Annotated in this window: 19 protein-coding genes; all 19 read right to left on the minus strand. The window is 59.4% G+C overall.

Going from position 1 to position 18275, the window contains the following annotated elements:
- Window positions 1-13 precede the first annotated feature (13 nt).
- A complete protein-coding gene (locus HOP53_RS20995) occupies window positions 14-793 on the minus strand; it encodes a lysozyme family protein (RefSeq protein ID WP_234271814.1) in 780 nt (259 codons plus the stop codon).
- 14 nt (window positions 794-807) lie between these two features.
- Window positions 808-1548: a TIGR03759 family integrating conjugative element protein gene (locus HOP53_RS21000; protein WP_234271815.1), complete on the minus strand. Its 741-nt coding sequence runs from the start codon at window positions 1546-1548 to the stop codon at window positions 808-810.
- Between the two features lie 20 nt (window positions 1549-1568).
- Window positions 1569-2384: a hypothetical protein gene (locus HOP53_RS21005; protein WP_234271816.1), complete on the minus strand. Its 816-nt coding sequence runs from the start codon at window positions 2382-2384 to the stop codon at window positions 1569-1571.
- Window positions 2377-3036, minus strand: coding sequence for a PFGI-1 class ICE element type IV pilus protein PilL2 (pilL2, locus tag HOP53_RS21010; RefSeq protein ID WP_234271817.1), 660 nt, complete (start codon window positions 3034-3036; stop codon window positions 2377-2379). The genes HOP53_RS21005 and pilL2 overlap by 8 nt, the downstream gene beginning before the upstream one ends.
- 725 nt (window positions 3037-3761) lie before the next feature.
- Window positions 3762-5774 (minus strand): DNA topoisomerase III, encoded by a 2013-nt coding sequence (locus HOP53_RS21015; protein ID WP_234271818.1) that lies wholly within the window; start codon window positions 5772-5774, stop codon window positions 3762-3764.
- 621 nt (window positions 5775-6395) lie between these two features.
- A complete protein-coding gene (locus tag HOP53_RS21020) occupies window positions 6396-7058 on the minus strand; it encodes a hypothetical protein (RefSeq protein WP_234271852.1) in 663 nt (220 codons plus the stop codon).
- Window positions 6970-7425, minus strand: a complete 456-nt coding sequence (locus HOP53_RS21025) for a single-stranded DNA-binding protein (RefSeq protein WP_267955453.1) — start codon at window positions 7423-7425, stop codon at window positions 6970-6972. Before HOP53_RS21025 ends, HOP53_RS21020 begins: the two co-directional genes overlap by 89 nt.
- Window positions 7426-7526: 101 nt before the next feature.
- Entirely contained in the window at window positions 7527-8024 is a 498-nt protein-coding gene (locus HOP53_RS21030) for a DUF3158 family protein (RefSeq protein WP_234271819.1), read from the minus strand.
- Window positions 8025-8427: 403 nt separating this feature from the next.
- Entirely contained in the window at window positions 8428-9198 is a 771-nt protein-coding gene (locus HOP53_RS21035; RefSeq protein WP_234271820.1) for a PFL_4669 family integrating conjugative element protein, read from the minus strand.
- 111 nt (window positions 9199-9309) lie between these two features.
- Window positions 9310-10662 carry an STY4528 family pathogenicity island replication protein gene (locus tag HOP53_RS21040; RefSeq protein ID WP_234271821.1) on the minus strand — a complete coding sequence of 451 codons (1353 nt, stop codon included), beginning with the start codon at window positions 10660-10662 and terminating at the stop codon, window positions 9310-9312.
- Complete coding sequence (locus tag HOP53_RS21045) at window positions 10647-11273, minus strand: DUF2857 domain-containing protein (RefSeq protein WP_234271822.1); 627 nt, start codon at window positions 11271-11273, stop codon at window positions 10647-10649. Before HOP53_RS21045 ends, HOP53_RS21040 begins: the two co-directional genes overlap by 16 nt.
- Window positions 11270-13219 carry a ParB family protein gene (locus tag HOP53_RS21050; protein ID WP_234271823.1) on the minus strand — a complete coding sequence of 650 codons (1950 nt, stop codon included), beginning with the start codon at window positions 13217-13219 and terminating at the stop codon, window positions 11270-11272. Before HOP53_RS21050 ends, HOP53_RS21045 begins: the two co-directional genes overlap by 4 nt.
- 66 nt (window positions 13220-13285) lie before the next feature.
- The gene (locus HOP53_RS21055; protein WP_234271824.1) at window positions 13286-13966 is read right to left on the minus strand and encodes a DUF2786 domain-containing protein; all 681 of its coding nucleotides are present in this window, start codon (window positions 13964-13966) and stop codon (window positions 13286-13288) included.
- Between the two features lie 225 nt (window positions 13967-14191).
- On the minus strand, window positions 14192-14671 hold the full coding sequence (locus tag HOP53_RS21065; protein ID WP_234271826.1) for a hypothetical protein: 480 nt from the start codon (window positions 14669-14671) through the stop codon (window positions 14192-14194).
- Window positions 14668-15006: a hypothetical protein gene (locus HOP53_RS21070; RefSeq protein ID WP_234271827.1), complete on the minus strand. Its 339-nt coding sequence runs from the start codon at window positions 15004-15006 to the stop codon at window positions 14668-14670. Before HOP53_RS21070 ends, HOP53_RS21065 begins: the two co-directional genes overlap by 4 nt.
- Complete coding sequence (locus HOP53_RS21075; RefSeq protein ID WP_234271828.1) at window positions 15003-15812, minus strand: hypothetical protein; 810 nt, start codon at window positions 15810-15812, stop codon at window positions 15003-15005. The genes HOP53_RS21070 and HOP53_RS21075 overlap by 4 nt, the downstream gene beginning before the upstream one ends.
- Window positions 15809-15994: a hypothetical protein gene (locus HOP53_RS21080; RefSeq protein ID WP_234271829.1), complete on the minus strand. Its 186-nt coding sequence runs from the start codon at window positions 15992-15994 to the stop codon at window positions 15809-15811. Before HOP53_RS21080 ends, HOP53_RS21075 begins: the two co-directional genes overlap by 4 nt.
- Window positions 15991-17394: a replicative DNA helicase gene (gene dnaB, locus HOP53_RS21085; RefSeq protein WP_234271830.1), complete on the minus strand. Its 1404-nt coding sequence runs from the start codon at window positions 17392-17394 to the stop codon at window positions 15991-15993. The genes HOP53_RS21080 and dnaB overlap by 4 nt, the downstream gene beginning before the upstream one ends.
- A complete protein-coding gene (locus HOP53_RS21090; RefSeq protein ID WP_234271831.1) occupies window positions 17381-18244 on the minus strand; it encodes a ParA family protein in 864 nt (287 codons plus the stop codon). The genes dnaB and HOP53_RS21090 overlap by 14 nt, the downstream gene beginning before the upstream one ends.
- Window positions 18245-18275 lie beyond the last annotated feature (31 nt).

The following is an 18275-nucleotide window of genomic DNA, read 5'->3' on the forward strand; positions in this document are numbered from 1 at the left end:
GAGATTCCTTATGCTAGTGTGCCGCCACGAGACGATCCCATCGAACCTCCGGATCGATCCATGACACCGGCTCCATGGGGACCACCCAGACCAGGGAACGATCGATGGTAATCGGCACTTCGGCGGGCACATGAACGCGAGTTGGATTGCTTTGGGGCGCTGTCACGGAAGGGACTTGTAGTTCCTCCACCGTGGAGAATTGGGTAGTTGCCGTCGTCAGCACCTGATCGGGCTGGTACTCCAGTCGAGCCAGATTGGCCGCTACCTCACGGCGGTAGCGGGCCGCAGGCGCTCCGCCGGCAGGGCGGTGATACCTTCCCGCAGCTACTAGCCAGTCTCCGCTGGCATCGAAGTGCGAACGCAACAGCCTCGCGGCCTCATCAAGATTGGCGTAGGGATCCAGGGCGTCACACGGATCGACAAAGCGGGTCCCAGCCCCGAAGAGCTGGGGTTGCCAGCGATAGTTGAGCTGTGCGATCCCCACATCGATGACAGTGGTCTCGAAGAGTGAACGGGTCAGAGCCTCACAGGCCTCGTCTCGCGTGGCAAAGTAGTAACCTCTCCCGGCCACATTCAGCGTCCAGGGCCACGGCCGCCGCCCATGCTCGAGCGTGACAGCAGATTCGGTGGTTGCCACAGCATAGAGGACCTCAGGCGGCACCCCATGACTCTGCGCAGCCAACACATAAGCCCTGGGCACATCTGTACCAGCCACTGAACTGGCACTCATCAACCAGAGCCAAAGCGAAACCGCCCAAGACACGAACAGGGTGAGGGAGCGTCGCGTACACATGGGCAACTCCCGGCCTACCTGCTGAAGATCTGGGGCACGCTCTCCTGGGTCACCCCCAGTGAGGCATCGATCTGCCCATGGTTGAGAGTGATCTCACGGGCCTGGACCCGAGAGACGGGGATCGAACGCTCCCGTGCCCATTGTCTGATGACGCCATCATCACCCTCGGAATCGATGACGAACACATCCATGGGTACGCCGCTATCGAGCAACTGAGCCACTGTGGCGTCACACTCGGCGCAATCCCGTGCTGCTACATGGAGACTCAGGCGGGAAGCTTGTGACTGGTTGGCCGTGGCCGGGAAGACGCCGACCTGGCCCTGTGCCGACGTCAGGAAGGAATCGACCGGCAATTCGTTGGGATAGAGCCGTTGCCAGGCCTCGTCATAGGCTCGCTGGAAGGCTAGCTCGCTCTCGACTCGGGCCTTCTCCACCTCCACCAACAACTCAGCATAGCGCCGTCGCTCCTGGTCGCTGCGAGCCTCGACACCAAGTGCCGTCAGCGGATCGAGATCCGGCGACCAGATACCACGGGAGCCTTCCATCAATGTCTCGTAGCGCTCCCACTCCTGATCGGTCAGGCCCCATTCGCGAGCTTCGGCACGCAGAGTTTCGCGAACACTCGACGCTTCCACCTCAAGCGATGCCTCAGTCACCGCCTGCTGGGCCAAGGCAGTGCCAGCCGCTGCCGTGAGGCCCAAGCCAAGGGTTAGGCCTCTCGTCCACCACAGTCTCAGAGTTGATTCCTGCTTCATGCTTGCTTCTCCCCCTCTCCCTAAGGCAGCGGCACCGTCACGGACCGACCGCGGTAATTGAATTCCGCAGTCACTCCTCCGATCGATACAAGTTGCCAATCCCCCTGGGCTTCACGCTCTCCCAGCAGCCGCACTTGTCCCAGTGAGTTCACCGGACCACTGCCAGTCGCGATGCTCAGGTAGGGCCGTCCACCGCGATGCTCGACTCCAGAGATACGGAACGGCGGTCGCGGTGGTGCTGCAGATTGGACGGGGGATGATTGACGGGCTGCCTGAGCTTTCCGAGCCTCCTCTGCTTCTTGCTTGGCCGCCTCTACAGCGGCCTCAGTCTTCTCAAGTTCTGTATCCAGTCGCTCCGAGAGGGCCTCGATTCTGACTTCGATCTGAGACATGAATCGTCCAACACCCTCCTCTAGGGCATCTATGCGTGCGTCAGGGCTATCTCCCCCAACCAACTGCTGAACCCGCTGACGAAGTTCGGTATCGCTGTCCTCGAGGAGCTGCGTTATCTCAGCCAAGGCGCCGATGCGTTCCTCCATTGAGGCGAGTACCTGCAGACGTTCCTCGATGAGCAGCACATCCGCCTGTGTGCCGGCCAGGTCCAGTCTCAGCTCCTGGAGAGGATCCTCGCCGCCACGCTCTCCACCACCGAAGACAGCCAAAGCACCGGCAAACACCATCAACAGCACGACTGAGGCACTCACCACGAGCAGAAGACGCTTGAGCAGGGGCTTGCGAGGCGACGGATTCTCATGATCCTCCGGCTCCGCGAACAACGACGGCGTCTCTGAAGATGTCATCGGCTCCTCACATGGCTTCGAGGTGAGATCACTCATCGCGCACCTCCACGGATACCGTTCCAGTAGCGGCGACGGGCGCAATCGTCTCGGCGGTCTCCACAGTGCGGATATCGCGCTGCTCGTAGCAGACCTGACGCCTGACCGGATCCGCTTCCAGTTCCCAGGCATCGCCGGCTAGCACCTGCAGAGCCTCGCGCAGCGGCATCGGCCCCAGACGGTAATGAGTGGCGGGAAGCGGACGGCTGAACAGCCACCGCTGGTGGACATGGATCGGCTCGCACAGGGTGAAGCCAGTGTGTTGCAGGGTATAGCGGATCCCATCACCCACGGTGGTCGAGACACTCGGCGGAACCTGAACATTCACGACTTGCTCGAGCAAATGACGTTGCCCCAATGGCGCTCGCGTGGTTACCAACTGGTAACGCCCAGTGCGCAACACTTCGACCGGAATCAGATCGTCCTCATAGACATCAGGGATAACGATTCCACGCTGAGGCGGGTTAGGCCCGGTCACTACGCGACGCTCTCGTGTCACTGTCTGGGGCTCTTTGAGAGGTGATATCTCGAGGGGTGAGGCTGCATCCACTGCCCGGGTCTCGGTACCGGCCCGGTCAGGATGCTGCGCACATCCAGCCAACAGTGCCAAGACCAGACCAGAGGTCAAAAGACGGGGAAAGGAAACAATCATGTCGGCCTCGCGAAGCTCTGATCGGAATGAGGTTCACGGTGCCGTTAGGGGATGGGTGGGTCGACAGGGAATGTTAAGTTGGAACAAAGGACATTTCACAAACCGGAGTGCTCCATTGGAGCACCCGGCCTGGAATATGGTGAATGAAGCGAAGAAACGTCTACCTGCCGGAAAGGGTAGATCGAAATAGCAGGCCACAATGTGCGTGTCAGTCATGTCCCTCCAAGCCATGAACTGATCCAACTCACACCCGATCCGATGGTGGCATACGATCGGCAATCGCTAACTGCGACTATGCACGGCCTCTCCCGCACAAAGGGATCCCATTGGTTAAGCGGCGGGCACCGCCTAGGTGAAGCCAACGACAATCCGGCCAGCGAATCACCCACGAGAGGAGATTCGCTGGCCGGACTGGCGAAAGGTATGGGGTGGCCAACACACCAGGTCGGCCGAAGTGGACAATGCCTCAAACCCTCCAGCGCCAACTGGTTCTCACCTAGGTCTTGAGTGAGGGTGAGGGCGTTTCCTCTCGTGAGGCTTGGGAAACTTCGGGACGTGAGCCTCTCGGACTCAAAGGGCGTCACTGATGACCGACAGTGACCAACGGGGTACGCCGTCATTATGGCATCCTCATCGTGGCGGTCAACACAGCGACAACGTCAGTACCACGGACTTTCAACAAGATATGGCGACCAGAGGGCCAACCGGCCTCTCCTCTATCACCCCTATTTGCCTCGCGTCCCACTTCCTTTTTGCCTCCCACGGCGCTGGACGATATTCACGATCCCCTTGCAGTCTGGGTAGCGTGTGCAGCCCCAGAAGGGCCCCTTCTCACCCTTACGCTTCCGCATGGGCGACCCGCATTCCGGACACTTCTGGGTGGGTTGCTGTGGCAGTGTCATTGGCACTCCTGCCGCGTGCTGAACCAGTTTGCCGATTAGGATGGCCTGGCGATCCATGAACTCCTCTAGGCTCAAGCGGCGTTCAGCGATCTCGTCCAGAGACTGCTCCCACAATGCCGTCATCCCCGGGGCGGTCAAAAGCGTCGGCAGTGCGCCGATCAGCTGTTGCCCCGTTGGGGTCGACACTAGAGCACGTCCCTTGCGCTGCAGGAAGCCCCGCTTGAGCAGCGTGTCGATGATGCCCGCCCGGGTCGCCTCGGTGCCGATCCCGGCTGTCTCCCTGAGTAGCGCCTTGAGCTTCTCATCCTGCTCGAACCGGGCGACGTTCTTCATCGCCGCGATAAGCGTTCCCTCGGTGAATGGCTTGGGCGGCGTGGTCTGCTTGGTCAGCACATCCAAGGACGACACCCCGCACACCTCCCCCTGGGCCAGCACCGGCAAGGCCTGGGCACCGTCGTCCTCCTTGTTGCCACCTGCATCACCCTCATCGCAGTCCTTCCCATTCGAGAACAGCTCCCGCCACCCATCGACCCGAACCTGGCGCCCGTTGGCCACGAAATCCTGTCCCTCCAACTTCACCACCACATCGGTCTGGTCGTACTCGTGGGGCGGCAGGAACTGGGCAAGGTAGTGGCGACGAATTAGATCGTAGAGGTTGCGGTCGGGCTCGCTCATCCTCGAGAGATCGCAACGTGAGGTCGTGGGAATGATCCCATGGTGAGCAGTGATCTTGCTGTCGTTCCAGATGCGGCTCTTGCGCGTCAGATCCAGGCGATCACGAAGAGAAGCAAGCTCCGGATCCGATTGCAGAAGCGCCGTCACCACCACCTCAGCTTCATCCAGCATCGAGACCGGCAGGTAGCGGCAGTCAGTCCTGGGGTAAGTGGTGGCCTTATGGGTCTCATAGAGCGTCTGAGCGATGTCCAATACCTGCTGCGCCCCATAACCGAAGCGCCGTGACCCCTCCTGCTGTAGTGTCGCCAGGTCCATTGCCAGCGGCGGTGCTTCCTTCTTGCGCGCTGTCTCAATTTGGGTGATCCGGCCTTGGCCGCCCGAAGCACGCTGCACCAGTGCCCGGGCGGCAGTCTCGCTGATACAGCGGCCCGCCTCATCGAGCAGCGACTCGTCACGCGGTTTCCACTTCGCTTTGAAGACACCGCCCTGGGCCTGAAACAGCCCCACAACCTCCCAGAAGGGCTTGGGCACGAAGTTGGCGATCTCACGATCCCGGTCGACCACCAGTCTCAGGGTCGGCGTCTGCACCCGCCCCACCGACAACACGCCGTCATGGCCCTGTTGACGAGCAATCACGGTATAGGCGCGGGTCAAATTCATTCCCACCAGCCAGTCGGCACGGCTGCGACCGAGCCCGGCCAGATAGAGGGGATAGGTCGAGTCACCCGGCCGAATGTCGGCCAGCGCCTTGCGGATCGAAGCATCGTCCAACGCCGATAGCCACAGCCGGGTCACCTGCCCCCGGTAGCCGCAGTAGTCCAGGATCTCGCGGGCGATGGTCTCACCCTCGCGATCGGCATCGGTAGCAACCACCACCTCGGTGGCCTCGCGCAGCAGCTTACGAATCACGCCGAACTGCTTGCGACCGTCCTTCTTGATCTCCAACTTCCAGGACTGCGGCAGGATCGGCAGTGTCTCCAGAGCCCAGCGCTTCAGCGCTGGATCGTATGACTCTGGTGGAGCCTGCTCGAGCAGATGCCCGAAGCCCCAAGTCACCACTGTGCCGTTGCCTTGCAGGCAGCCGTCACTCTTCTGACCGGCTCCCAGCACCTTGGCAATGTCTCGAGCCTGGGACGGCTTCTCGCAAAGGAATACTCGCATCATCTTCTCCCATCACATCATGGGAGAAGCATTCGGTTATCTCAGATCATGAAGAAGGGCAAACCATAACGCTGAATTTAATGGTTTCTCCTGCGGTGGCATCGCCTCTGAGGACGTATCATCCCTTACCGATCTTCTCGGCAGCTGCCATGACATCGCTGAGACGGAATAGCATTTGGGTGCCAGTTGAGCCAGCCCCTCTGATAATAGGCTGAGGTGGTGGATGTCCCTTCAAGTCCGTGCCCTGCCGCAGCGCGCCCTTGAGCTCGGATACCCTCACCCCAAGCAACCTAGCTGCGGACTGAATGCCAACACGCTCACTACTCAGATCTTTTGCCATGATCTCCTCTTCCCGTATCAATCACCCTCCTCCCTGTGTTCCTTCACGAACACAATAGCCTATCCGCACCCTCCCCTTATCGAAAGCTTCCAGGGCTTGCTCGGGTGTAACGCCCTGGAAAACATGTCCGTGAACGATATCCCGCACAATCCAGCCCTCACCTTCATACACAGGCAGACATGCCAAACGCAGGTACCCGACCTCCTTGGCCGGGTACCCGGGACGGCGCTCGTTGAGGACATGCCCTTCACTCGCACGCTGTGGAACAAGGCAATAGATCGTCACCGCAGCACAGCCTCAGCCCTCTGCCGCAGGGCCGCCGCCATGAGATCGCTAGAGAAGCGGTCATTCCCCGAGGGAGCAAACTCGAAGATGACATGCGAGCCACCGCCACTGCGCTGAATCTTCGCTTTGAGCACGATGCTGTGTTGCACTCCACCCAGGGACTGATCGGTGTAATCGCTCAGCTCATAGAAAGTCCCAGGAGTGGCATTGAAGTGCCAGGCGCTATCCATCATAGCGAGTCGATGTTGCCGATACCCCGGGTTGAAATCGTCATGAGAACGGAAGCCAAATTCCTGCCGCAGCCTGGCGTAGACCAGATCAACGTCCAAATCTGTCTCGATGCCGAAGCGCCCACGACTACCATCCCTTGCAGTAGCCCTCGTCCCACCTTGATTCTCTGCCACAGCCACCTGTGCGCTAGGCTCCCGCTGCGGTTCGTAGTTGATCGGCTCACCAGTAATGGGATTGTTGACGCAGGTCAGGCACCGCCCCTGCGAGTAGAGGTGGTCAGATGTGGTGCATCCAGAGATAGCAACCGCTACCACACCAGCCCCCACCAGAGCACGTAGCTTATGCAGTGTCATCATGCCCTCCGGTGTCCATGTCCGCAGGTTGTTCGTAGCGGCTCTGCTGATGTGGCTGGTGTTGGTCCTGGCCATACCCAGGCTCCATCTCTACCCGCGCAACGCGGTAGGGCAAGATGCCGACCCGAGCCCCCGTCACTTTGAAAGCTGACCGATCTTGGCCGCTTTCATCCTTCCAGGTGTCCTGTACCATCTGGCCCATGACCAGAATCCGCTGGCCCCGCTGATAAAGCGAGGCCCACTGATCCACGTCACGCCCCCAGATTTCCACGTTGGCCCAGAACCCACCACGGTCCACCAAACCTTCATCAGTGGGTACCGGGTTATCGAATCGGACGTTGAGTCGAAGAACACCTCGTGGGGGCTGGTTACCATTACCGGGGAACATTTTAAGGGTGGGATCCGAGCCAACATTCCCCTCACCGATAAATCGCGTACTCATCACAAACTCTCTGTAGAGGACTTGAGAAGCCACTGTCGCTTCTGGTGCCCCCCTGGCCCAGAGAAAATGTTAAGCGCACCCGACTGTATTTCAGCTGGGCACTATTGGCCGTTCATCACCTGCTCAGCACGCTCGAAGTTCGCTATCACAGAGCGCAACTGCTTCAGCTCTGCATTGATTGCTCCAGCCCTGGCATTGAATAGAATGCGCTTTACCTCCAGGTCATAGAGCTTCTGTCGCATCGCCTCCGTGATGTCCTTCCGAGCCATGGCACCTTCCCAGAAGGCACTCCCCATTTTTGACGCCCTCCGGTCCCGCCAACGCAGGTAGGGAGCTCGCTTCCCACGATCGCCATGCAGGCGAATCGAGATTCCAAGCTTGAACAGCAATCCTGAGTTGTATTCCTGCTCAAGGTTCGTCCCCTCCTGAGCCAACGCATCAGCCTCCTGCTCCAGCTCATCCCGTAAACGGAGCACCCCTCCCTTACCCTTATAAAAGGGTTTTAAAAACCCCTTTGCGTAGGGATTTGGTGAAAAGCCACCGTAGCCATCTGGTGCGGGGTTCTGAAGGCGATGTGGTGCGGCAGGGTCAAGTGCCATGTCTGTGATTCCTGTGTCGTTCAGTCGTCGAATCTGGCCCGGCTTCCCTGAACGGGCTCCCATGTTGTCAATTATTCCCCCAGTACCTCATCGTCCAGGCGCTGGCACCACCAACACTCCCCAAACCAGCCAATCCTAAGTTGGCTTGATGGTACTACCATCACCCCCGAGGCTTTCCTGGGCGTTGGCGCTACCATCACCCCCCAAACCAGCCAATCCTAAGTTGGCTTGATGGTACTACCATCACCCCCGAGGCTTTCCTGGGCGCTGGCACCACCAACACTCCCCAAGCCAACCAATCCTAAGTTGGCTTGATGGTACTACCATCACCCCCGAGGCTTTCCTGGGCGTTGGCGCTACCATCGCCCCCCAAACCAGCCAATCCTAAGTTGGCTTGATGGCACTACCATCCCCCATTGGCAGGTTCTTCGCCCTCGGTAGGTTCGGCCACGTCCAGAGATTTGTCCTCCGACTCAGTCGCAGGTCCTGGCGTGGCAGCGGTTTGGTGCGGCTTCTGGATTTCAGGGGCATACGGGCTGCGACGGGTTCCCTTGAGAACATCGTCGGGAAGCTCCCCGAACTTCTCTCGTGCCTCACGCGCCTTGGCATTGTTGGCGGCAAAGTCATCGCGAGTAACACCGCTATAACCTGGGTAGCGCTGCGGGAAGGCGCATAGACTGCGGATCTCATGGTTCACTGCATCAAGAAACCGGATGGAATCCTTCCGAGTCATCAGCGCCACATGTGTGGCCAAGAGAATATTGCGGGCCAGACGGTCGAAATCGATCAGCAGGCGCAGGGCCAACCAGCCTTGCTGCCCCCCGGTATAGACCGGGGTAGTGAACGGCTGCTGGTTAACGTTCTCTTCAATAGCCAATTCGCTCGGGATCTGCTCGAGCAGAGCTTCAGCATCGGCCATGGCCGCATCCAGCTTGGCCCTAACATCCGCCAGTTTCTCATCGATGAGCAGCATCCAGTAATCAGCATATGGGTCATCACGGGTCACGTTACGCTGCACGGCGCCGGCCAGAAACAGAAACTGTCGCATCCCGATGATAGGTGGCTTCCCGCTTTCGGCATTACGGCCCCACCACGCTTTGGTGGCATGATAGGTGTGAAGGCTGAGATTGATCTTGGAGCGCAGGGCGCCCATCGAGCTGGTATCTGCTGCCATACTGGCCTCACTGTCCGTAGGGGTGCCAAAACTCTCACCCGATCGTGCTGTGATGGGCCAGCAGAATTCATAAATTCACCAAAGGCATTTCTTTGCCCTGGCTGCCCGTGATCATCTCCGAATTCCCAGGCTGGCCAGTAACTCCTGGCGCGCAGCCTGTCCATCAACCTTCTGGCCTTTGGCCGCCTCACTCGCAGGCTCATCAGGTGTGTGCGATGCGAAAGGCCCAAGTGATAGCGGCCCTGGCCCGGTGGGATGTCTGAAGGTGTCCTGAACATAGCGCTCGCCACGACGCTCCGCCTGCTGCTGGGCATGCTGCGTGACACGAAATTCACCTGCGGTCGCCCGCTTGATCAGTCCATAGAGCAGGCCGCGCGGGTTGTCGCTTTTACCCGATGCCACCTTCCCTGCCGTCTCGTCCAGCACGGCCTGCTGAAGTTCAACAGGCAGGACCGACATCGCGTCGATGATGGTGTCCCGATCTCCGGGTTGAAGCTCCAGGAGGTCCGACCAGAACAGCTGACGTGAGTACGCCATGTCCTGTGAACGGCCCTCCTTACCAGTACGTAAGTAATGATTACTACTACGTACTGTAGTAAGGGCAGAGTTCGCCAGGGGAACTAAGCGATAACTTTTTGATTTTAGGCTTAGTTCGCTCTGAGAACTCGGAACGGTTCTCTCGTGCCTTTCTCTGAGTTCGCTCTGAGAACTAGCAGCTAATCCATTGATTTCAGACTTGGTTCGCACCGAGAACTGGGGATTGTCACTACTGAACCGCCTTAGTTCGCTCTGAGAACTGGGCTGCATCTCCTCGAACCTCCGCGCCCGCTGATTCAGGCGTGCTATCGGCGATGGAACGGGCTTTCGTGCTTTCCCGGGCGAATCAGGTATCAGCGCGCCCTCATCCTCGAGCTCGGATCGAATCAGCAATGCCACATCACGCACTGCCCGATTCTTGTGACGACAACTCTGTTCAACGAAGGCGAAATACTCTCTGTCGAGCATGCTGGCTTCGGTGGGAGATACGGGCTCATCGTGCAGCGCATAAACGTTACCGATGACCCGGCCATTGGACTCGTTACGTGAGCGATGACAGAGGCTCATCCAGCGGGTCAATCGAAGCACCGCCATCACCCGGGCGACCGTGCCACGGGACGCCTGGCTTCCGACGCCGCTCCTCAATAGCGGCTGTAGCTGATCGTAGGTGGGAAACGCCGTGGTTCTATCCGAATTGGCTAGCATGTGAATGACCTGCCAACCCAGTACATCCACCGCCCCTAGGCGTTTATCGATCAAAAGCGCCCTTGGCACCGTCTCATGAGGGTTGCCCAAGAAGAGAAGACCATCGGCTCCTTGATCCTCAGCTTGATCCGCCAACGCCGAGGCAGTATTGCCTCGGCGTTGCGTGATGGCGGATGCAGCACGGCCGACCAGGACCTCAACATCAGCTACATTGCGACCCATGTTGGCCCTCCTGCCGCATCCTCCTCCTGCTCATCTTGTGGTATCTCGCTTCTGGGCTGATCCGGCGCTGCCCAGTTCTTAACCAAGTGCCAGATGACCGCCAGGGGAAGTCGTGTTTCTTCCGCCAACGTCATCATGCCCTGAAGATCTAACGATGCACGCTGCGGATCACTAGGGTGAGGACAGATCGCCTGCCAACGATGCCAAGCAGCATGCTCTGCCTCTTCTGGAGGCTGTGCCAGGCGGCCTTGCCGTGACTCGAGCCCCAGTAGAGCTCGTCGCGTCGAGCAGTCGTTACCGGTGAGCCCGAAAAAGTCGGCCATCATCTGGACGCTTGCCCCCAACTCCAGACAACGATCGATTTGCATCTCGCGATCCTGGTCCTGAGTCAGTCGGTAAATCCTGGCCATCAGCATCGAATGGTCTACTGCAAGCCGACAGATGACCGCCCCTTCGCTTGCCAGCGCATCCAATTCTGTCGCAGACATCCTGCGCAGCTCGCGAAGCTCATCGTCGTTGAAACCGAGTGACCTCGCTCGCCGCATATTCCCCTCCCGCACATACCCCAGGGCCTGGTTCAGCAATGCGTGATTCAATGTTCTCGAGCTCATGATGCACTCCCCTCCCTCAACTGTTCCTTGAGGACTCGCATCAGCCGCACCATGCGGAAGACACGAACCAGGATCTCGTCGGGCATACCCTCGTCATCGGAGACAGTGCCGAGCAGCTCACCAATCAAACCCACATCGGTGGGATACATGGGATGCAGCGGCTCACCAATCAGTCCGGCCAGAAACTGCCATACCCACTGTGCACGCCGGTTCTGGGCTTGCTCTTCATTGAGCGGCTCCAAGGTGTAACCCAGGCCTTCGCCAGCCTCGTGAGTGGGAATGATGGGCTTATACTGGTCTCCGGGCATGTTGATGCCTGCCCAGCGTCCGAGGTACTGGGCGAAGAGGCTGATCTCCAAGCGCAGCTCCCGAGTGCCCTGGAAGTGAGCTTCGATCGCCCAAATGTCGGTGACAGGGTGCATCGGGCCACCAGCCATGAGGGGTATCGAGCGCAGTGCATTATTCTCGAAGTCAATGGGCTCACCACCATGCTCGCGAGCCATCATCTCGCGCATGCGACGATGGCTGTCCGCCTCGCGATGCGGCGTCACCGTGAGAGCATCGAGGCGCTGTTGACGCGCTTCCTCAGTCCACTGCTCTTCAAGATTTTCATCCGATGCAGGCGGCATCAGGCCATCGAGATCAAGATCACTATCCGATTCCGTATGGGAAGTAGATGCGATGGGGGCACGCTGAAGCAACGCACTCTCTTCCTGCAAGCGTTCAAGTTCGCGCCACAACACCGCCTGCTCACGCCGCAAAGCTTCTTGCTTGGAGTCCTGCCTGTTGGATCCAGCATTGGTCTCCATGGATTCCCTGGAAGTAGGTAAAAGACCGGGCGCCTCCTTGGCATATGCTGGCTCGCCAGTCTTGCCCTGGACCAGAGATAGCGGGTCGCCCGCACCATTGGATAAGGATGAGGCCTTGCCTCCCTGGCTATTCTTGGTCAGTGACGCAGGTTGGTAGTCAAGGGGCGGTGCATCGGGATTGCGTAGCCGTTCCATCTCGGCATCCAGCGGCCCCCAAACCTGTTCGGCATGCTCTTCAAGTGACCAGCGACGCTTGCGGTACTCCAGAATGGTTTGCAGCGCATGCTCGATCGGGCTCAGGTGGGCGCCGGTCTCGTCGGAAAGCATGCCCAAGAGGCGATCCTCGACCAGTGACCAGGGCAACACCGTCTGCCCCTCATGATCGAAGTACGCCAGGGTCTCATGCCAGGCAGGGCCAAAGTCGTCCTCCGGCTTGGCATCGCAGCGCTGCCAGATCAGCAAGCTGGCCTCACGATAGGCGATCAGTTGCTTGATCTGAGGCTGTCCCATGCCGCTTTCCAGGGTCATCGGCAGCGTCGGCCAGATATGCTCAACGGTGTGGAGCATGCGGCTGATATGGCTCTGGTCCAGGGCAAAGCCCAATACTTTTGCACGGCGTGCCAGCTCCCGCTGGGGGAGTGTCTCACCCGCCTCCGCTTCCAGTTGTTCCTTCAGAGCCTGCACCCCGAGCGACTTCTCGATCCAGGTCAGGTCTCCGCGGGTTTCGTTCTCGGAAAGATGGCCGGCCAGTGCCGCTGCTTCGGAGATCCAGGGGCGATAGATGCAGTAGAACTCATAGAACCGCTTGTCACCGGTCTCTTCGTAGAGCTCCTGAAGGATCTGCAACCTAGTGTTGCCACCATCGGAGATCATGTACTTGTCGTCACCGGGGCGCTGGGTGATCACCGGCGGGTTCTTCAGACCGACGGCACGGATCGACTCCTTGATCTCGTCGTACTTCGGGTTGCGGAGCTTCCTCGGATTGCGGTCGTAGGCACGCAGCTTGTCGAGCGTCACCTGGATGCCCAGCTCGACCATGGGCGCCCCCAGCGAATTCACCGGCTGAGTGTTGAGGGTGGGGCCCGGCATCTGCAGTTTCACCAACAATTCGTCTTGTGAAGGGTGTTTCTTACTCATGAGCGGTCTCCTCCTTGAGAGGCAACATCAGTACCCGGAAACGGCCGATCATGGAGGCGCATCAGCTTAGCCATGGGTCAACTCCTTCCGATGCGTTGTCGCCACCCCTGGGGAGAGCCGTGCGGCCTGGCCTGCGGCGTATCCGGCATCCAGGGCCGTCTCGTCATGATGCCGGAGCGGTTGTCGCTCCCGTGTCGTCAGCTTCTTGAGTTCTCCATAGCGGCGCTGCGCATACTCCCGGTGCAGTGCTCGCACCTCGTCGGTCATGGACATAGGGGACACAAGATTCTTAGCACCGAGCACCCAGGCTTCCGCGAACGCATCCCCGCGGCGGATCTTGGTTGTCCGCTTGAGTCTCTTGCTCTGGGTGGCAAGGAAGCTGCGGCGATCGCGAATCAGCTGACGCTGGAGGACCTCGAAGGCATAGGTGGCGACCTGAACCGCATCCCGAGGCCCCAGGAACTCAAAGGCCCCCCTCCACCCCCGCCAGCTGTAGACGGTGGTAGTACCGAAAGCAGAGTTAACCAACTGTGCCAGAGCCTCGAGGTAGCGCGGCGGAGTCTTGCCAGAGCGGGTATCCACGAAGGCCACATCGAAATCGGCAATCGCTAACTCCTTGTGGCTGACTCCGTGGGCGGCCATCAGCGCTTGGGCCTGTCGCAGAGCGATCCCGGCCTCATTGGCGTTGCCACTCTGGGAGAGTGCGAGGCAACGCTGGATCTTGCGCATAACGCGATCGGGAATCACTGAGCACCTCCTTGTGCATCCAACCGGCGCTGAGCCCGGCGAAGCTGGGCCATGGCATTCAACGCAGAGCGCTTACCATCGCTGGGCGTGAAGCTAGTGAATACCGGGGAGCATCCAGGCTTGCTGAGCTTTACGTGGCCACCCCGAGTACGCTCGACGGTCCAGTCGTGTGCCACGGCATAGCTCACGACGCGCTCAATGCCACGCTTGGCTCCGCGCAATGACCTAACCATGGCGCACCTCCTTGAGCAGTTGCTCTCCCCGGTGTACCTGGTCGCGGAAGAGATCCAACTGCCCTTGGAGCGACAAGACCAACTGCTGCTTCCTGGCTAGCAATGCTTGGCATTCCCGCTCCAACTGGTGGTACTGAGCTCGGCGTTCGGCCAGAACATCTTCCAGCTGTGCAAGCTCGTTAAGCGGAAACGGCAGCCCGGCCTCTATCAAGATCGAGGGGCGCGGTGTGGCATCGAGAACCGGATCTACCTGGCGACGCTCCAAGACATCCACCACCTGGGCCTGAAGGGTTGCCGCGTCGTAATGCCCCTTGTCATCTGGCTCCAAGGTGATACCGAGCTGTCGAGTGATCGTATGCAACGCACGCTCTGCGGACCTCTGTCTGGCTGCCTGCGCTTCCAATTGGCGAAGGTTGGCACTCGACGCGTGCTCGTGCTGCTCACGATCCAGTGCAAAATTCTGAGGCTTCATGCGGCCACCTCCCGGTAATCCGCCTCGCTGATTTCTTCCAGGAACCGCTTGCCGAGACGAGTAATGGGACGCACGTATATAGCCCAGATCCACTCGCCATCCTCGGATGGGCCACTGGCCAGCAGGCGATATCCCTTGGGGGATGCCATGCCATACAGCTCGGGAGATTCCGTACCGTCGAGATCCCCCGCCTCATAGCGATCCGCCACAGGGGAATCAAAAGGGCTGGCGGTGCGAACTTGGGCATCAAGCCCTAGGGACCGCAGCAATAGGGGACGCGACCAGTCCATGTAGACGATCGGTTCGGCTCCCAGAACGGTTTCGATCAAGGTCATTTGAGAAGCCCTCCCTGGTGTTTCCAACGCGGACCGGTCTTGGCAATCTCCAGTGCCGCATCTAGGTTGTCGGCATCGCCCCACCATGTGGAGCGATCCCAGGCACCACCATCTAGGCAACGTACGGTATAGGCAGTGCCACTGGGAAAGCGCTCAAACCACCGCTGACGCACCCGTGCCTGATTGTCGGCCCACTCTTCGGCGCTCATGTCCGGTGTCCAACCGCCTCGCCGGGCTCTGGACAAATAGCTCTCATAGCTTTCGAGGCGCATATCCAGGGTGTGGGTGATGATGAAGGGTCGCCCCCACCAATTCTCGATGTCGCCCTGCAGACGGTCGTCATTCGGGGTATCGTCGAAGGCATCGGGTAGTACAGGGTTGATCAGCACGCCATGACAGGAGTCTTCAGCACGAAACCGGCGTAGACCCTGAAAGAGTTCGCCTTCCAGATAGATCTCCTGGAGTGGCTTCGAGGGTGGTTCGCCGATCTCGCTCAAGGCATGCAATTTATCGCTGATTTCCTGGCAAACTAGCCGGCCCAAGGGGCCACACTCTTCAAGCGGCTCCAGCTCTTGGCAAACATCGCCACAATCATCCAGCACATACCATCCGGTGCTGTCGCCAGGCGCAAGCTGTTCCAGCTCTATGGCCTTTCCAAGTGCCTCATCATCCAGCCAAACCACGGCGTAGCTGAGTGCGACCTCCCAGCCATCGACGATCAGTAAAAAGTCATGCCGCAAACGATCGTCCGACTCGGCCCAATGGAAATACACAGTGCTGGGGGCGTTGAGGGTTACAGTTTTCATTCCCGGCCCTCCGTAGTGACATCGATGCCCAGCAGGTTCCGTGCCTCTTGCCGGGCGCGCTCCACCAACAGCGGTGGTAACTGGGCCGGATGCATCTTGTCTTGCGAGCGAGGCGGCATGGTCTGTGCCAGAGCAAGCAAAAAGGTGAGTTGGCTGATATCGGGCAGACGCTGGGAGCTCATACCGTCACCTCCTGATGTTTCCACTCCAGTGATTCGAACCGAGTGCACTCGCCTAGGAATGTCAGATGAACTGTGCCAATCGGCCCCTGTCGCTGCTTGCCAATGATCAATTCGGCAAGTCCGTGGTTTTCTGGGTTGTCCGGGTGGTACACCTCATCGCGATAGACAAACCCCACCACATCCGCATCCTGCTCGACGGCACCGCTGTCACGCAGGTCGGCCATGATGGGGCGCTTGTTGGTACGGGTCTCGAGGGACCGATTCAGCTGCGAAAGCACGATGACTGGAACGCGCAACTCCTTGGCCAGCTCCTTCAGGATCCGGCTGATCTCTGCGATCTCGAGGTTGCGGTTCTCGCTGCCAGACTCGTGGAGCAACTGAAGGTAGTCGATCAGAATCAGCGATGGCTGGCCGTAGCGCCGTGCCATGCGACGTGCCCGAGCCTTGAGCGCAGATGCAGAGATGCCCGACTCGTCATCAATAAACAGCCGTCCATCCAGTCCTTTGATTCGGGCAGCAGCGGCGGAGAGTTTCGGCCAGTCCTCCTCCTCGAGTTCGCCTTTGCGCATCTTCTGCATGGAGACTCTCCCCGCGCTGGCTAACAGTCGCAGCATCAACTGCTCCTGGGGCATCTCCAACGAGAAGACAAACACCGGGCCCTGGGCTGCGGTAGCGGCCGAAAACAAGGCGTTCTCGACCAGACAGAGGCCCATGGTGGTCTTGCCCATGGCGGGCCTTCCAGCGATCACAATCAGGTCGCCGGGTTGCCAACCGGCCGTCATGTCATCGAGATCTGCGTACCCAGAAGGAACGCCAGTAATGCCGCCCTTGGCTTGGCATGCCGCATCGATGACATCGATCGCCTTGCTAAGCATGTCATTGACGCTGCTCAGCTCGTGGGGCCGATCCTCGACAATGCGGAACAGTTCACGTTCGGCTTCCTCAATGATGGTCTCCGCAGCACGTCCCTCGGGGTTGAGCGCCTGCCGGTTTAACTCGGTGCAGGTGTTTGAGAGCCTCCGAAGCTGGTAACGGTCGCGAATGATGTTGGCATAGGCTTCAACATTGGCAGTTGAGGCCGTATGGCGGGCAATCTCGGCGAGATACGCGAGACCACCCACGCGCTCCAGTTGGTGTTGCTCCTCGAGGGCTTCCGAGATAGTGACCACATCCAGCGGGACGCCCTGGGCTGACAGGCGCTGCATGGCCTGGTAGACCATGCCATGGGTGGGGCGATAGAACATGGCACTCGTCATACGGTCAGCCACATCGTCCCACTTGGAATTGTCTAGCATCAGAGCACCCAGCAAGGACTGCTCGGCTTCTATGCTATGTGGTGGCAACAGACCGATGGCGAGTGCTTCATAGTTTGGGGCCAGTTGAGGGTCAATGGTGCTCATGACCATGCCCTCCCCGGCTGTATTCTGGCATCGCATCGATCGCATCGATCCAAGCCGGGTTGAGCTCTTTGGCCATGGCCTTGATCAAGTCAGCGCCAGCGGGTGTCACTCGCTTGTACGGCTTAACCGGCTCGTAGCGATGGATCGGCTCACCGGCGGCGCCAGCCATTTTGAAGGCCGCCAGCAGGCGAAAGGCACTATCCATGACTCTGACGCGGCCATCCCTGGCGTACATGCTGCGCAGGCTAATGGCGAGATCCTGCGAGTTGCGGGTCTCGTCTAGTCGATTGAGCAGTAGGGAGAGTGGCGGAACAGCTAGGGAGCTGTACTGCGAAAGGGTTTCGAGATCGTCGTACATCCCAATGGTACCGCGTACGAACTCCCGGGCGGACAGCAGATCTGCTGTGATCGGCGAGAGGGCATGATCAGAAGCCAGTACCGCAGCTTCGAGCGTGATCGAGCGCGCCCCCTGTGTATCGATCAGGATGACGTCGTAATCGGCCAGAGGGCCGTGACGGAGCAAGTGAGAGAGCCGGAAGCGCCCATCCGGGGCATTGAGAAGCAACTGTGGCAGCTGGCTCTGGTAATCGTTTGAGACGACAATATCGAGCCCATCAATCACGGTTCGAGAGATGACGCGATCTGGCTGGGTCTCGCTGAGCGCGATCAGCTCATAGAATCCGCCAGGGGCTTTATGCTGGAGTTGGAAGTAGCTGGAGAGGGATGGCTGGCTGTCAGCATCGATGAGCAGGACTCTGAATCCCGCATCAGCCAAAAGGCCGCCAAGGTTGGCGGTAGTGGTCGTCTTACCGACGCCACCTTTGGTAGAGAGCACCGAGAGGATACGCATGTGAAATCCCCGTTCCGTAGAATGAACGGTG

Origin of the sequence: Billgrantia ethanolica, from assembly GCF_021404305.1 — a bacterium.
Classification (GTDB): Bacteria; Pseudomonadota; Gammaproteobacteria; order Pseudomonadales; family Halomonadaceae; genus Halomonas; species Halomonas ethanolica.